Raw genomic sequence first — 16,381 nt, forward strand, 5'->3', positions numbered from 1 at the left:
TGCCGGCGAAGCCGGCAGCCGCGCGGCGGTGCCCGCGCAGGCGGCAGCGCCTGCGGCGCATGGCGGCGCCCGCGCAGCGAGCGCCGCTGCTGCTGCTGCTGCTGCTGCTGCTGCTGCGCAGCTCGCGGGCGGCGATGCCTTCGCGCCGCAGCGCCAAGCAGCAGCGCGGCTGCGCAGCGCAGCAGAGCTGCTAGCGCCGCATTCGGCGCTAGCAGCAGCAGCTCGCGCGATGCGCGACAAAGCGGACCGGCTGCAGAGCAGCCGGTTTACGATTGCGCTGTTCGGCGCGTTCAGCGCAGGCAAATCCTCGCTCGCCAATGCGTTAATTGGCGCGCCAGCATTGCCGGTGTCGCCGAATCCGACGACGGCGGCCATTAACCGCATTGTGCCGCCAACCGGCACGCAGCCGCATGGCAGTGCCCGCGTTGTGATGAAATCGAAGGATGGCATGCTCAGCGATTTGCAATATTCGTTGGCGCTGTTAGGCGAAACGGACGTTCCGGCCGATGAAGAAGCGCTCCTTCGCCGCATCGCGGCGCTTAGCCCAGATGCTGTTCAGGCAGGCGGACGGCCGCATTATAGCTTTTTAAAAGCTGCCGAGAGTGGCTGGAGCAGATTCGCATCGCATCTGGGCAGCATATTGTCCGTCGATGAGGCGGAATACCGTTTGTTCGTTGCGGAAGAATCCCGTTCTTGCTTCGTTGCTGAGATTGAGCTCCATTACGGTTGTCCGTTGACTGATGCCGGCATCGTCCTTGTCGACACGCCAGGCGCAGACTCCGTTAATGCGCGGCATACGGGCGTAGCGTTTAACTATATCAAGAATGCGGATGCGGTCTTGTTCGTCACCTATTATAACCATGCTTTCTCGCAGGCAGATCGCCAGTTCCTGATGCAGCTTGGCCGCGTGAAGGATCAATTTGAGCTTGATAAAATGTTCTTCCTTGTCAATGCTGCCGATCTGGCAGCATCGCCAGAGGAATTGGACGGTGTGCTAAGGCATGTATCTGATAATTTGCTGCAGCATGGCATTCGGTTCCCGCGCCTTTATCCCGTTTCCAGCCTGCAAGCGCTGGATGCGAAGATGGATGGCGACCGCGAAGCACTCGCGCAATCTGGTGTAGAAGCTTTCGAGACTTCGTTCACTACGTTCATTCGCGATGATTTAGGGCGGATGGCGATTGAGTCGGCGGACCGTGATTTAGTCCGGACAGAAACCGTCGTAGGCGGCTGGATTCAATCCGCGCAAGGCAGTGCAGCAGAACGGGCAGAAGAACGTACGAAGCTGGCTGCCAGCGCAGATTCAGCGGTTCGTACCGTCCAATCGATAAGCGACCTCGCGGATTTGCAATATGATCGGTTGGCTAGAGAGTTAGAAGAGCTGTTGTTCTACGTGATTCAACGCGTAGGACTACGGTTTAGCGAGTTTTACAATCTGGCGTTTAATCCTTCCACGCTTCGGGATGATGGCCGGGATCTTCGCAAAGCGTTATGGACGTCTTGGCTGGAGCTCGATCGCCAGCTTGGTGTAGAGCTTGCACAGGAACTGGATGCAACGACGCTGCGTATGGATAATGCGCTGTATGCGTTGTTGAAGGAGCGTTACGAGCGTGTGGCAGCCGAGGCTGCCGAACAGCTGTCTGGCTTTGAAGCTGCAGGCTATATGCGGGCGGAGTGGGAAGCGCAAAATGTAGGTCAATTGTGGAGCGTTGGGCCTGTCGACGCCAAATGGTTCTGGAGCCGCTTTAAGTCGCCTCGCCAATTTTTCGAGGGTGATGGAAAAGCAGCAATGCGCACCGCAATCGAAGAGCTGCTAGCTGAGCCGCTGAAACGTTGGTCGGAGCAGGCTGCAGCAGCGTGGAACGCCATCTATGCAACACGGCTGCGCGAATCGGCAAGCACGAACGGCGTGAAGCTGGCCGAAGAAGTGCGTGCGTATGCAGAAGGCAAGTTAGCATCCTTGCAAGACGGCAGCGATCTGGCCCAATTAACGGAGCTTCGTTTGAAGCTGGCGGCTATTCGCCAAAACTAGCTTCTAGTAACGATAATCCAGTTATAGATCTTAACCTATTTGAATTGCAGTACACGCAGAAGAGCGGTCCACAGGGCCGCTCTTCTGCTGTCGAGAAAGACTCGACGGCTATTCACATCTAGCGGGGCAAGTTTTTTTGCCCAATTAATTCAGCCGACTAGCACGCCAGAGCGTCAATAGGGGAGTCCCCAGACCCACAGCGACTATGGGCGGCTAAGGCACACGCCTTGTTTTCACGGCTGCCAACAGTTGGCGTTATGTTTGCACGTGGACTGAGGCGTACATCGAACGCAAGGCAGTATTGGTGTGATCAGTAGCTAGCTCATTGCAGTTTGTACAATAACATCAACTCGAATGTGGAAGCGAGGTGGCGTCATTGCAATTTGTGCAACGGAAAAGGCGGTTTGCTAGGTTCTGGGCACATTTTGGCTCTTATGGGCTGGATCTCGTTGTTGCATGAATTGCAATGGGAACCGTCCAGGCAGGTCCCAAGCTCCCAAAGACCGCGCTCTTTTCTAAATCTCAAAATCGAAAACGCATTCGATTCTCAAAGCCGCTTTTTCCAATCGATAATCAAAAAAATGCTATGGCAATATGTGCAAAAACGGAGGTGGATTCATGCAAAAATGGAGGAATTGTGAGCATATCGAACGGATGGCAGACGATTTAGGAGCATACCCCCCAATAAGTTGCGCTCAGCGTGGCGAAGCGTCACAGAGCGATCCATACGTTCACATACTCTGTTTGAACATTCCATAGGTTGCTGTTACGATTCATTCGTATTTCCAATTCATCTGGGTTAACGGGAGAGAGGGATTCGTTGTGGACGTCTTCAGGCAATTAAAATCATTTTATTGGAGCGAGAAAAAGTACCTCATCACTTCGATTCTCTGCTTAATGGCAGCGACGGGTCTCGGCCTTGCCTATCCGAACTTGCTTCGGATACTTATTGACGATGTGATCATGAAACAAAAGTTCGGCATGGTTCCAACGTTGTCATTGACGGTCGTTGGCGTTATTGCGGTCAAGAGCAGCTTGCAATTTTTACACGGCTTCTTCGGCGGGCGGTTAGGCAACCGGGTCGCTTATCGGCTTCGTAACGCATGTTATGACAAGCTGCAATATTTATCGTTCAAATATTATGATACCGCGAAGACAGGCGACCTCATGTCCCGCCTGACCGCTGATCTTGAAGCGATCCGCAACTTTATCGGCTTCGGCTTTGCGCAAATTTTGAACATGGTGCTTATGATTATATTCGGCGGCATCATGATGCTGACGATCCATTGGCAGCTTACGCTGATGACGTTTGTAACGATTCCGCTGCTTGCGTTTACCGCGATTCGGCTTGAGAAGAACATCCATCCCGCATTCCGTGAGATGCGCCTTGCGATGAGCCGATTAACGACAGCGGTGCAAGAAAATATTACAGGCGTTCGTACGATAAAGTCGTTTGCCCGTGAATCGTTTGAAGTGAACAAGTTTTCGGAGAAGAGCCATGACTATCAAGCGAATCAAATCGGCGTTTCCCAGATTTGGGGCCGGTTTTTCCCGATGATGGAGCTGTTGGCAAACCTGAGCGCTGTGATTTTGCTGGTCGCTGGCGGCATGCTTGTCATTCATGATTCGCTCACAATCGGAGAATTCGTAGCCTTCTTCAGCTTAACCTGGTACATCATTGGCCCAATGTGGGGCATTGGCTTCCATCTTAACAACTATACGCAATCCAAAGCTTCTGGTGAACGGATGCTTGAGCTGTTGAACGAATATGTACATGTCAAAAACACAGAACATCCTGTCCAACTGGATCACGGCACGATGAAAGGGCATGTCCGATTCGAAAATGTAACTTTTGGCTACGGCAGCAGCGTGCCAGCACTTGACGAATTTACGCTGAATGCGGCGCCAGGGAAGGTAATCGGTTTATTAGGCGGCACTGGATCTGGCAAGTCAACGGCAATCCAGCTGCTCATGCGTGCTTACGATGTGAAAAGCGGGCGCATTACAATCGATGGCATCGATGTGCGTGAGCTGGAGATTGAATCGCTTCGCGGCGCAATTGCGCCGGTATTCCAAGAGACGTTCCTGTTCTCGGCTTCGATTCGGGACAACATCGCCTATGGCGCACTGGATGCGACGATGGAAGATATTATCAATGCGGCGAAGCTGTCCAAAGCACATGATTTTATTATGGAACTGCCACTGGGGTATGACACGGTTGTTGGCGAACGGGGGATGGGGTTATCCGGGGGGCAGAAGCAACGGATTGCAATCGCTCGCGCACTTATTCGCAACCCGCGCATTCTGGTGATGGATGATGCGACCAGCGCGGTTGATATGGAAACAGAGCATGAGATTCAAGCGGGCTTCCGTGAACTAATGGCCGGCAGAACGACGTTCATAATCGCCCATCGCATTTCATCGCTTCGCCACGCGGACGAAATTCTCGTACTGGACAAAGGCAAGACGGTACAATTTGGCACGCACGAGCAGCTGTTAGCTGAGCCGGGGCCATACCGCGACGTATACCGCATACAATATGCAGATCGCCCAGATCCAGCAAGTGAAGCGCCAGTGGCTGATGCTTGGGTGCCAGGTGAGCCGGAACCATCAGCGTTGCAGCGCGCTCAAGCTAATGCAGAAAGGGGGGCCATCCATTGAGCAACGAACAGGAGCAGCCAATGAAAAAGAAAGCGGCATCACGCCGCGACAGATTCGTCTATCAAGACGATGAATTGATCGAAAAACCGTTTAACTGGAGCCAGCTTGGCCGGTTATTCAATTATTTAAAGCCGTACCGCAAACAATTGCTGCCGGTCATTCTAGTCGGCATGGTGCTGGGGACGCTGACACGCCTAGCGATTCCGGCAATCGTCATTATGGCGATCGATGAGGCGATTAACCCGAAGTCAGGCGATTCTAGCGTGCCGAAGCTTCTGATATTCGCTGGCCTTATGTTTACCCTTTATATTATTCAATGGGGCTCCAACAGATATCGCATCAAGCATACGAATATTATCGGCCAACGGGTCATTCATGATTTGCGCAGCCATTTGTTTTCCCATATCCAGACGCTTTCCTTTAAATTTTATGACAAGCGTCCAGCTGGCTCCGTTCTCGTTAGGGTCACTAACGACGTCAATGCCTTGCAGGATTTATTTACGAACGGTGTTGTAAACTTGCTGATGGATTGCGTGCAGCTCATTGGCATTGTAATTATTTTGCTGGCGTGGAACTTTAAGCTTGGCCTTGCGGTCATGTTGACCGTACCGCTCATGTTCCTCGTGTCGAGCGCGCTTCGCAAGCGGATTCGGTTCGCATGGCAGGATGTGCGCATTAAGCAATCGCGCATTAACTCGCATTTGAATGAGTCCATTCAAGGCATTAAAGTAACGCAAGCCTACGTGCAGGAGAAAGACAACATTCGGTTCTTTGAACGGATGAACATGAGCAATATCAAGTCATGGAACAAGGCCTCGGCGTTGAACCAATCCTTTGGGCCTATTATTGAGCTGACAAGTGCAGTTGGAACTTTAATTTTGTTCTGGTATGGCTCTTATTTGATTCAACAGGATGAATTAACGGTCGGTTTGCTCGTCGGATTCGCGAACTATATCGGCAACTTCTGGGAACCGATCAACCGGTTAGGCCAAATGTACTCCCAGCTGCTGATCGCGATGGCTTCGTCTGAACGGATTTTTGAATATTTGGATGAGCATCCGGCTGTAGGCGAGTTGCCTGAAGCGAACAAGCTGCCTGATGTGAAGGGCGATGTGTTGTTTGACCGGATCGTCTTCGAATATGAAGCGGGGCGCCCAGCGCTTAAAGGCGTAACGATCGATGTAAAAGCGGGCCAATCAATCGCGTTGGTCGGCCACACGGGCTCTGGCAAAAGCACGATTATGAACCTATTGTGCCGGTTTTACGATCCGGTGGAAGGCCGCGTCGTGATTGATGGTACAGATATTCGCGACGTGTCGATTGAGAGCTTGCGCTCGCAGATCGGGATCGTGCTGCAGGATACGTTTATTTTCTCAGGCACGATCCGGGATAACCTACGATTCGGCCGCCTGAACGCCACGAATGACGAGATCGTCGAAGCGGCAAAAGCAGTGCATGCGCATGAATTTATTATGAATTTGCCAGACGGGTATGATACCGAGGTGCAAGAGCGCGGCAACGTGCTGTCGATGGGGCAAAGGCAGCTTCTGTCGTTTGCCCGTGCGCTGCTGGCGGATCCCCGCATCCTTATTCTGGATGAAGCGACAGCAAGCATCGATACAGAGACGGAGCTAAAAATCCAGAAGGCGCTGCAAACCTTGCTCCAAGGGCGCACATCGTTTATCGTCGCCCATCGGCTGTCAACCATCCGACATGCGGATTCAATCGTGGTGCTGGATCATGGCACAATTGTCGAGCAAGGCTCGCATGATGAGTTAATCGCGTTACGTGGCACGTATAACGGGCTAATTGAAGCGCAATACCGCTTTTTATTGGCATAGCCCAAGGACAAGCTTGATTTTTAACGGCATTCCGTCCAAAATGGAAAGAAAACGCAATACGGCGGCAAGTCTGGTGATGCGAGTGCCCAGGTTTGCCGCCGTCTGCATGATTTCAGGAGGTTCACATGTCTAAGTATGGTTCACCGCTATCGAAGCAAGCACGCCGAATCGTATTGCTCGGATCAGGCGAGCTTGGCAAGGAAGTCATCATCGAAGCGCAACGGCTCGGCATTGAGACGGTTGCCGTAGACCGTTATGCGAATGCGCCAGCGATGCAAGTCGCGCATCGGTCGCATGTCATTGACATGCTGGACGGCGAAGCCCTCCGGCGAATCATTGAGCTAGAACAGCCTGACCTCATCGTGCCGGAGATTGAAGCGATTGCGACAGAGACACTCGTTGAGCTGGAGAAGGAAGGCCGTACGGTTGTTCCTACTGCGCGTGCGGCGCGGCTGACGATGGACCGTGAAGGCATCCGCCGGTTAGCAGCTGAGACGCTGGAGCTTCCCACTGCACCGTATCAATTCGCAGATTCGTTGGATGAGCTTCGCCATGCGGTTGCGGAAATTGGCACGCCTTGTGTCATTAAACCGATCATGAGCTCGTCGGGCAAAGGCCAAAGCGTTTGCCGATCAGAAGCTGATATTGAAGGCTGTTGGGAATATGCAATGGAAGGCGGCCGTGCGAAGAAACAGCGCGTCATCGTCGAAGGCTTTATTCATTTTGATTCCGAAATTACGCTCCTAACGATCCGTTCCGTCTCTGGCACTTCATTCTGTGCGCCGATTGGGCATGTGCAGAAGGACGGCGATTATATTGAATCGTGGCAGCCTCATCAGATGACATCGGAACAGATTCAAGAAGCGGAGCTTATAGCGCGCAAAGTAACTGATTCGCTCGGCGGCTATGGCCTTTATGGCGTGGAGCTGTTCTTGACGAAGGATGGCGTATTGTTTAGCGAAGTTTCGCCTCGTCCGCATGATACGGGAATGGTGACGATGGTGACGCAGGACCTGTCTGAGTTTGCGCTGCACGCACGTGCGATTTTAGGGCTGCCAATCCCTACGATTCGCCTGCTGACGCCAGGGGCGACGCACACGCTGAAGGCAGACCGCGACTGTGCAACGTTCCAAATCGGGGGCATTGAAGAAGCGCTCTCCATTCCGAATACACAAGTTCGCGTGTTTGGCAAGCCAGAGACGAAGAAGGGCCGCCGTATGGCGGTTGCGATGAGCAGTGCGGACGGCGTTGAGCAAGCACGTGACATGGCAAGGCGCGCAGCGCAAGCGCTGCATATCGAGTACGAAGCTTAAATAATCGTTACTGTTTAATATTTAAGTGAATCATTGCCCGTAATGCCACTTATTCGGTGTGCATTACGGGTTTTTTATGGCCCGATTTGCATTCTTTAATCGTTAGATTTATGGTAGAAGGGTAAATTATCCATCGGATAGGGAAAGGAGCTTGTCATGATGAATCGAGGCACTGTCCTCTGGCGTGTGATCGGTATCGTCGCAGTACTTGCAACTATTCTATTGCTTGCCGGATTTGCTTACGCCGTGAAGGATATGCTGCGCCCTGGACAAGCCATAAGCCCGATTGTGGAAGATGGGCCATCAACGCCTAGCTTGGCTGACCAGCCAATCATTCGTGTAACGGCGTTAGGCGATTCGTTAACCAAAGGAACGGGCGATTCAACGGGCGAAGGTTACGTGAAGCCAACGATGAAGCATTTGGAAGAAATGTACGGCAAGCCGGTCAAGCTCTTGAACAATTTAGCGATTAACGGGCTTAGGGCTGACCAATTAAACGAAAAGCTTGAGACGGACAAAGGCTTTCAGCTTGCGGTTCGCGAGTCGGATGTCATTCTTATGACGATTGGCGGCAATGATCTATTTGCTTTCGCTGCGGGGAATGAGAAAGGCGTTGCAGCGAATCAAGGGCAGCTGTCGATGGATGAGCTGAATGCGAACCTCGCCATTGGAACGAAGCGGCTTGAGCAAACGCTTAAACGGTTGAACGAGCTGAATCCGAAGGCAAAAATCGTTTATATCGGCTTATATAATCCGTTTTACGATGTGAAGGACCTTCGCGAAGGCAGCTTGCAGGTGCAGGCGTGGAATAAAGAAGTGTATGCGATTATTTACCGTTATCCCAATATGAGGCTCATCCCAACTTTTGACCTTTTTGAAGCTAATTTGTCCAAATATTTGTCGTCGGATCACTTTCATCCAAACCACGAAGGATATGCTGCGATTGCATCGCGCATCGCACAAGCGATTAACTAGTGGAATGGCTGGCATCAGAGAGGAGAATGAAGGATGGCGTTTGTAACGAAAGCGTCAAGCGCAGCACCAGTTTCCGATGCGAATGCAACGAAGTTGGCACGGGATCGCAATGCTTCTTCGACGGTGTTGTCCGTGAGGGGCGTAACGAAGAAAATTCGCGGCCGTGATATTATTCGCGGCGTTAGCTTTGATGTGAAGGCGGGCGAAATCTTCGGCTTTCTCGGCCCGAATGGCTCTGGCAAAACGACGACAATTCGTATGCTCGTTGATCTCATACGTCCCACTTCGGGCGAAATTGAGATTTGCGGTTTCAATGTCCAGCGCGACCCTGAGAAGGCGCTTCGCCATGTTGGATGCATCGTCGAGAATCCGGAAATGTACAGCTATTTGACTGGCTGGGAAAACCTTGAGCATTTCGCCAGAATGCAGGCAGGCATTGATGAAAATCGCATTCGTGAAGTTGTGGAAATCGTTGGGATGGATGGCCGCATTCATGATAAGGTCAAAACCTATTCGCTAGGCATGCGCCAACGGCTTGGAATCGCACAAGCGCTGCTTGGCAATCCGCGGCTGCTTATTTTGGACGAGCCAACCAATGGCCTTGATCCCAAAGGCATCAAGGAGCTGCGCATCTTTATTCGATCTCTTGCGGAGCAGGGGCTTAGTTTATTTATTTCTAGCCATTTGCTTAGTGAAATCCAGCTGATGTGCGACCGGGTAGCGATTATTAGCAAAGGGCAAGTGTTGGCGGTCGGTGAAGTGGGTGAGCTTATTGCTCATGCGGGCACGTATGTAGTCTGGCAATTCGAGGATCGTGCGGCTGGGCTGCAGCGGCTGCGTAACGAAGCAAGCGTTACCGTATTGCCCGAAGATCAGCCGCAGGTCGATGAGGCTATACTAGCTATGCTGCCAGGCGCGATCGTAACAACTATGCCAATCCGCGATATCCCGGCATTAATCGAGAAGTTGACGCGTGATGGGTTGCGAATCAGCGCTGTGCAGCAAGTTGCGCCAACGCTGGAGGAACTATTTTTGAACATGACGGAGGGCGATGAGGTTGAGTAATCTGCTGCCGCTCGTACGCAACGAGACGATGAAAGTGTGGAAGAAAAAAAGGTTTCTCGTCGTCGTGCTAATTTTGCTTGTTCTCATTCCAGTGTTTACGTATGCTCAAATGAAAATGGCCGTCAACAATCGGGAGAAGTTCGAAGATTGGCGTTTTCAGCTGCAGCAGAAAATAACGGATTACCAAAACCAGCTGTCGAGCGACCGGATTCCCGAAGAATGGAAGCGATATCGCCGAGTTGCTGTGCAGCAGCTGCAATATTATTTGGATCATGATGTTAATCCTGACGCGCCGAATGCCGTTACATTTACAAGAGGGTTTCTCGATGCTTCGGTAACGATGTTTATTCCGCTGCTCGTATTAGCTATCGCTTCTGATTTGGTTTCCGGTGAGCGCTCATCCGGCACGATGAAGATGCTGCTTACAAGGCCGGTGAGGCGGTGGAAAATACTGCTAAGCAAGCTTGTTGCGCTAACGCTATATGTTTCCTTAACGCTCCTTGCAACGGTTGTGTTATCGTATTTAATTGCTGGGCTTGTGTTCGGGTATGGAGGATGGACGCTGCCTGTATTTACAGGATTCGTTATTAATGGAGCTGAATTGGACAGCTCAGCCGTTCATGCCGTGCCGCATTGGCTGTATTTGCTGATGATGTCAGGGCTCGTGTGGGTGTCCGCGATGACGGTAGCTTGCTTGGCGCTTATGGTGTCTGTTCTCGTTCGCAGTACGGCAGCAAGCATCGTTACAATGATGGCTGCGATCATTGCTGGCTCGATCCTCGCAACGATGGCATCATCTTGGCATAGTGCGAAATATATTTTTTCAGTTAACCTGGAATTAAGCAATTATTTGGCGGGTTCGCCGCCGCCGATTGAAGGCATGAGTTTATCTTTTTCTTTAGCCGTACTAGGCGTTTGGACGCTTCTTTCGCTGATCGTTTCGTTCAGCGTCTTTACGAAACAGGATATGTTGAATTAAAATAGACCTCTGACGGCAACTTTTTTATAATAAATCAATCCATAATAAGCGGACATGGATGTCCAACAGGCTACTGACCCGAGGCATCTGGGCAGAGGCAACACACATTTAGGGGGGCGCGTATGGCCGAGCAATTGGATCTGTTCGCGAAGGAATCACCATCCGCCGAACGGAAGTACGACGCGGACGATATACAAATACTCGAGGGGCTGACCGCCGTTCGCAAACGGCCGGGCATGTACATCGGGAGCACGAGCAGCTCCGGTCTTCACCACCTCGTTTGGGAAATTGTAGATAATGCGGTCGATGAGCATCTAGCGAAGTACTGCTCTGCGATCGATGTTACCATACACAAGGACAACTCGATTTCTGTTAAGGATAACGGACGAGGCATTCCGACCGGTATGCATAAAAGCGGGATTCCAACTCCGCAGGTCGTCTTTACAATGCTGCATGCAGGCGGCAAGTTCGGCGGCGGGGGATATAAGAAGTCTGGCGGCTTGCACGGCGTAGGCGCTTCGGTTACGAATGCACTCTCCGAGTGGCTGGAAGTCGAAATTTATCGCGATGGGAAAGTTCATAAGCAACGGTTTGAATATTGGACGGACGCAGACGGCAAGGAGCATGTCGGCGAGCCGGTAACTGGTCTGACTATCGTCGGCAATACGAATCGCACCGGCACGAAGGTTACCTTCAAGCCGGATAGCCGCGTGTTCCAAAGCGGGACGACAATTAATTTTGATTCGCTTTCCGAACGGCTCCAGGAGATCGCATTCTTGAATTCCGGGCTGAAGGTCACGTTAAAAGATGAGCGGAGCGGCAATGAAGTCGTGTTCCACTACGAAGGCGGCGCGAAACAATTCGTGCAGTTTTTGAATGAAGACAAGACGGTATTGCATGATGTTGTCCATTTTGCCGCTGAGAAAGACGACATTGAGGTCGAGATTGCCCTGCAATACAATGACGGGTATACAGAGACGATTGCGTCCTTCGTAAATTCAATCCCAACGCGCGGTGGCGGCACGCATGAGACTGGTTTTAAGACAGCATACACGCGTATCATGAATGATTATGCCCGCAAGAATGCACTCCTTAAGGAGAAAGAGAAGAACCTCGAGGGCAATGACCTGCGTGAGGGCATGATGGTTGTTATTAACATCAAAATGTCTGAGGTTGAATTCGTCGGCCAAACGAAGGACCAGCTGGGCAGTGCATCAGCACGCGGCGCAGTTGATGCGGTTGTAACCGATAAAATGGCTGTGTTCCTGGAGGAAAATCCGCAAGCTGCACAGATGCTCATGAAAAAAGCGATTCAAGCGTCCAAAGCGCGTGAAGCGGCACGCAAAGCGCGTGAAGAGATTCGATCAGGCAAGAAGCGGAGCGAAAGCTCCAATCTAGGCGGCAAGCTCACCCCTGCCCAATCGAAGGATATTGCCCGCAACGAGCTGTTTATCGTGGAAGGCGACTCGGCAGGCGGTTCAGCGAAGCAAGGCCGGGATTCGAAGCACCAGGCTATTTTGCCGCTAAAGGGCAAGCCGATGAATCCAGAGAAAGCGAAGCTGCTCGACATTCTTAAGAACGACGAGTACAAAGCGATAATTGCTGCAATCGGCGCAGGCGTAGGCCCTGAATTCGATGGCGAGGAATGCAACTATAACAAAATTATTATTATGACCGATGCCGACACGGACGGCGCGCACATTCAAGTGCTGCTCCTTACGTTCTTCTACCGGTATATGAAGCCGCTAATTGACGCTGGCAAAGTCTATATTGCTCAGCCGCCGCTCTACAAGCTGACGCGCAAGTCAGGCAAGTTGGAGACGGTTCGGTATGCGTGGACGGACGAACAGCTTCAGAACTATTTGAAGGAATTCGGGAAAAACTATGAGCTGCAGCGGTACAAAGGGCTAGGCGAGATGAACCCGGACCAGCTGTGGGAAACGACGATGAATCCAGAAACGCGCACACTGCTGCAGGTTCAGATTGAAGATGCTGCGAAAGCGGAACGTCGTGTATCCACGCTGATGGGTGACAAGGTCGATCCGCGGAAGCGGTGGATCATCGACAATGTCGATTTCACCGAATACGAGGAGTAGGAGGACAGATCAATGGGTATGCTGGAACAGTTTTTACCGGCGTTTCTCGAAGAGGTCGTAGGGGACCGGTTCGGCCGTTATTCAAAATATATTATTCAAGATCGCGCGATTCCTGATGTGCGGGACGGATTAAAACCAGTGCAGCGGCGCATCCTGTATGCGATGTATGATTCGGGCAATACGCCGGACAAGCCGTATCGCAAATCCGCAAAAACCGTCGGTGACGTTATGGGCAATTACCATCCCCACGGCGATTCCTCGATTTATGATGGCATGGTGCGGATGGCGCAGCCATGGAAAATGGGTCATATGCTCGTCGACGGGCATGGCAACTGGGGCTCGCAGGACGATGATCCGCCAGCAGCTATGCGTTATACGGAAGCAAGGCTGTCGACGATAGCGATGGAGCTGCTTCGCGATATTGATAAGCGGACGGTGCCGTTCAAGGACAACTTCGACAACACGACGAAGGAGCCAGTCGTTCTTCCGTCGCGTTATCCGAACTTGCTCGTGAACGGTGTCAGCGGCATTTCGGCTGGGTTTGCAACAGAAATTCCGCCGCATAACCTTCGTGAAATTATTGATGCATGCTTTGCCTTAATGGCGAATCCTGAGATGACCGTGCCTGAACTGATGAGCATTGTCAGAGGGCCAGACTTCCCTACTGGCGGCACGATTATGGGCGAAGAAGGCATTCGTGAAGCCTACGCATCGGGCAAAGGCAGAATTTACATTCGTTCCAAAGCTGTAATCGAGGATGTTCGCGGCGGCAAGCAGCAAATCGTCATCACGGAAATTCCTTACCAAGTCGTAAAGTCTCGTTTAGTTACAGCAATGGAGACGATTCGCTTAGAGAAGCGGGTTGAAGGCATCGCGGAAGTGCGCGACGAAAGCGGGCGCAATGGGCTTCGCATTGTTGTCGAGCTGAAGAAGGATGCTGATGGGCAAGGGATTCTTGCTTATTTGTTCAAGAAAACAGATCTGCAAGTGACCTTCAATTTCAACATGGTTGCAATTGTTAACAAAGCGCCTAAGCAGCTTGGGCTGAAAGATATGCTGGCTGCCTATATCGCTCACCAAAAAGAAGTGGTGACGAACCGGACGAAGTTCGATTTGGAGAAAGCGGAAGACCGTGCCCATGTGTTAGAGGGACTCGTGAAGGCGCTTAACTTATTGGACGAAATTATTGCAACGATTAAAGCATCTAAGAATCGCGGGGATGCTCAAAATAATCTCGTCTCGAAGTTCGGTTTCACGGAGCGCCAGGCAGACGCAATCTTAACGCTCCAGTTATATCGCTTAACGAATCTCGAAATTACGCAGCTTGAGAAAGAATTGCTAGAAACGCAGAAGCGAATCGCATATTTGCTTAGCATTCTTGCAAGTGAGAAGAAGCTCATTAGCGTCATTCGTGAGGAAATGCTGGAAATTCGGACGAAATACGGCATCGACCGCCGTTCCGATATTCGCGGAGAAGTCGAAGAGCTGAAAGTTAACCTCGAAGTTATGGTACAGTCCGAGGACGTACTGTTGACAGTTAGCCGTGAGGGCTACATCAAACGCACCACGATGCTCTCCTATACCCGCTCTGGCGGCGAACTGGAGAGCGCAGGCGTGAAGGATGGCGATGTTATTCGGCATCTGCTGAATGTTAATACGATTGACAGCTTGCTGCTCTTCACGAAGAAGGGGCAATACTTCGTGCTGCCTGTCCATCAGGTGCCGGAGTTCAAATGGAAAGATAACGGTACGGCACTCGTCAATGTCATTCCGCTGTCGAAGGAAGATAGCGTTATCGGCATCGTGCCGATTCGCGATTTTGATCAAGCAAGCGCGTCGTTATTGTTTATTACGAAGCGCGGCCAAGTTAAACGGACCGAGCTTAAGGAATACAAGTCGAACCGTTCGACGGCAATTGCGGCTTGTAAGCTTGCGGACGGCGATGAAGTGATCGCAGTGCTTGAGAGCAATAGCAACCAGGAACTGCTGCTTGTCAGCCGGCAAGGGATGGCGATCCGTTTCCCTGAGACAGAAGTTAATCCGATGGGACGCGTAGCTGCTGGGGTTAGGGGCATGCAGCTGAAGGACGATGATGAACTAGTCGGCTGTTCGCTTGTCGGAAATGATGAGGGAGAAGTGCTTGTCCTCTCTGATATGGGCTATGGCAAACGTTCCTTGTTAGCGGAATATCCGATCCAGGGCCGTGGTGGCAAAGGGATGGCGACATTCGAGTTTAAAGAAGGCAAACGGGTTCGTCCTAACGGCAATGGGCTTACAGGAGCCGTTTATTGCAAAGAAGAGAAGACGTTAGTTCTCATTGCAGCGAGCGGCGCCTCATGGACACTTTCAACGGATAAAACACCAATCGACGAACGTCGTTCGGTAGGCAAGCCGCTCGTCACACCTGATAAGAACGATCTCATCACAGAATGCTTCACTCGTCTCGTCTCAATTTAGTCATAAGGCAGATGAGGCGGTTCTAACCGCTCCATCACTTCAACTAGCGCTTCCAGAAGGACCCACAATGGTACCGGATCGTCCGGTTTATTCAACCATTGTGGGTCTTTCATTATGCCGTACGCGCGAACTTTCCTCATGATTTCCGCTTTCCGATCATCCATTGCGTAGTCAACCTCCTTCGCGCTGCTAAGCTGCTGGCGTCTTCCCTACAAGAACGTACAAGCTAATGTGTCGTCGACGCAACAAAAATCCGCAACTAAGCCGCATCTGCCTTGCCACGACTCATTGTATGTCTAATCTTGTCATTGCGTTCTCGGCTTTCGTCGATTAATGGCTCAAATTATTAAGTTGATTAACCTTTTATTCGACATTGTGAACTGGTATAATGAGGAATAGCAGGAATATAGTCAGGAAGCGGGGTAAGACGATGATTTCTGAAGATTTTGCTCGATTGTGGATGAAACTGACGAGAGAGTGGAAATTGCATTTGGAAGAAACGTTGGCACCGGGCTTAACAGAAGGGCAACTCAATGTATTGGAGCTGCTTCAGCAGTACCAGCCGATGAAGCCGTCGGATTTGTTGCAATATTTGGAGACGACGCCAGCAGCTATTACGACACTGCTTGATCGGATGGAGCGAAATGGGTTAATCAACCGAAATCGTGACGACTCGGATCGGCGTATCGTATGGGTGACGATGACGAGTAAAGGCGAGCAGGAAGGAAGCAGAGGAGTTGAGGTGCGTTCGGCATTTATTAGCGCAGCACTTAACCGCCTGTCCTCCCATAACCAGCAGCATCTCGTCTACCTATTAGGCAAAGTAATTAACGCACCAGAGCCAATCAGCCGCACATCCTAGTGCCGCCGATCCATTCACTCATTCAATCAGATTGTTTGACGCATATATGCAACAGATTAAGAGGGTGTCCTTACAGCGTAAGCTGGGGGACACCCTTCAT

At 51.4% G+C, this 16,381-nt stretch carries 11 protein-coding genes; 10 read left to right on the top strand and 1 reads right to left on the bottom strand.

The window, feature by feature from the left end; genetic code table 11:
• The 9 genes from GON22_RS08270 to gyrA all read left to right on the top strand — a co-directional run.
• Positions 1 to 2,032, top strand: a 2,032-nt coding sequence (locus tag GON22_RS08270; RefSeq protein WP_202113153.1) for a dynamin family protein, incomplete at its 5' end; no start/stop codon positions are given.
• 822 nt (positions 2,033 to 2,854) lie between these two features.
• The gene (locus GON22_RS08275) at positions 2,855 to 4,693 is read left to right on the top strand and encodes an ABC transporter transmembrane domain-containing protein (RefSeq protein ID WP_160395648.1); all 1,839 of its coding nucleotides are present in this window, start codon (positions 2,855 to 2,857) and stop codon (positions 4,691 to 4,693) included.
• Between the two features lie 20 nt (positions 4,694 to 4,713).
• Entirely contained in the window at positions 4,714 to 6,534 is a 1,821-nt protein-coding gene (locus GON22_RS08280; RefSeq protein WP_160395791.1) for an ABC transporter ATP-binding protein, read from the top strand.
• 125 nt (positions 6,535 to 6,659) lie between these two features.
• The gene (gene purT / locus GON22_RS08285) at positions 6,660 to 7,847 is read left to right on the top strand and encodes a formate-dependent phosphoribosylglycinamide formyltransferase (protein WP_160395649.1); all 1,188 of its coding nucleotides are present in this window, start codon (positions 6,660 to 6,662) and stop codon (positions 7,845 to 7,847) included.
• A 159-nt stretch (positions 7,848 to 8,006) separates the two neighbouring features.
• The gene (locus GON22_RS08290; protein WP_160395650.1) at positions 8,007 to 8,822 is read left to right on the top strand and encodes a GDSL-type esterase/lipase family protein; all 816 of its coding nucleotides are present in this window, start codon (positions 8,007 to 8,009) and stop codon (positions 8,820 to 8,822) included.
• 33 nt (positions 8,823 to 8,855) lie between these two features.
• Positions 8,856 to 9,887, top strand: coding sequence for an ABC transporter ATP-binding protein (locus tag GON22_RS08295; RefSeq protein WP_237179078.1), 1,032 nt, complete (start codon positions 8,856 to 8,858; stop codon positions 9,885 to 9,887).
• A complete protein-coding gene (locus GON22_RS08300; RefSeq protein ID WP_160395651.1) occupies positions 9,880 to 10,866 on the top strand; it encodes an ABC transporter permease in 987 nt (328 codons plus the stop codon). The genes GON22_RS08295 and GON22_RS08300 overlap by 8 nt, the downstream gene beginning before the upstream one ends.
• A 122-nt stretch (positions 10,867 to 10,988) precedes the next feature.
• Positions 10,989 to 12,962, top strand: a complete 1,974-nt coding sequence (gene parE / locus GON22_RS08305) for a DNA topoisomerase IV subunit B (protein ID WP_160395652.1) — start codon at positions 10,989 to 10,991, stop codon at positions 12,960 to 12,962.
• Between the two features lie 12 nt (positions 12,963 to 12,974).
• Positions 12,975 to 15,419 carry a DNA gyrase subunit A gene (gene gyrA / locus GON22_RS08310; RefSeq protein ID WP_160395653.1) on the top strand — a complete coding sequence of 815 codons (2,445 nt, stop codon included), beginning with the start codon at positions 12,975 to 12,977 and terminating at the stop codon, positions 15,417 to 15,419.
• Here the strand turns inward: gyrA and GON22_RS25695 are convergent.
• Complete coding sequence (locus tag GON22_RS25695) at positions 15,416 to 15,583, bottom strand: hypothetical protein (protein ID WP_202113154.1); 168 nt, start codon at positions 15,581 to 15,583, stop codon at positions 15,416 to 15,418. The genes gyrA and GON22_RS25695 overlap by 4 nt on opposite strands.
• 266 nt (positions 15,584 to 15,849) lie before the next feature.
• Here GON22_RS25695 and GON22_RS08315 point away from each other — a divergent pair, with 266 nt between their 5' ends.
• Complete coding sequence (locus GON22_RS08315; protein WP_160395654.1) at positions 15,850 to 16,281, top strand: MarR family winged helix-turn-helix transcriptional regulator; 432 nt, start codon at positions 15,850 to 15,852, stop codon at positions 16,279 to 16,281.
• Positions 16,282 to 16,381: the final 100 nt, after the last annotated feature.

The organism is Paenibacillus sp. MMS18-CY102, from assembly GCF_009789195.1.
GTDB lineage: Bacteria > Bacillota > Bacilli > Paenibacillales > Paenibacillaceae > Paenibacillus_T.